At 73.1% G+C, this 349-nt stretch carries 1 pseudogene; it reads left to right on the top strand.

Annotated features, from left to right (window positions below):
- Positions 1-349: pseudogene (locus FHP29_RS13215) on the top strand (hypothetical protein); the annotation flags it as partial.

Raw genomic sequence — 349 nt, 5'->3', positions numbered from 1 at the left:
GACGACATCCCCACCATGGACCAGTTCCGCGCCCAGGCCGTCGAGCTCCTCGCCGACCCCTACGCCGCCGTCCGGTTCCTCGAAGACACCGAGGACGCCGCGGACGCCGGGAATGATGGGGACGCCGCGCCCCCGCCGTCCCACCCCGAGCCCAAGCCCGAGCGCAAGCGCAAGGGTGTCGTGTACGCCCACCTCGACGCCGCCGTCCTCGCCAGTCTCCTCGAAGGCGGGCGCGAGGGCGGGGTCGAGGGCGTGGCCCGGGTCGAGGACCTCGGCCCGATGCTCCTCGAGCAACTCGCCGAGCTCCTGCGCCACCGCCACATCACCCTCACCCCGGTCATCGACCTCA

This window comes from Nocardioides albidus, from assembly GCF_006335005.1.
In the GTDB taxonomy this organism is placed as follows: Bacteria; Actinomycetota; Actinomycetes; order Propionibacteriales; family Nocardioidaceae; genus Nocardioides; species Nocardioides albidus.
Note: the sequence above shows the minus strand (reverse complement) of the source record. Positions and strands in the feature narration are given on the sequence as shown.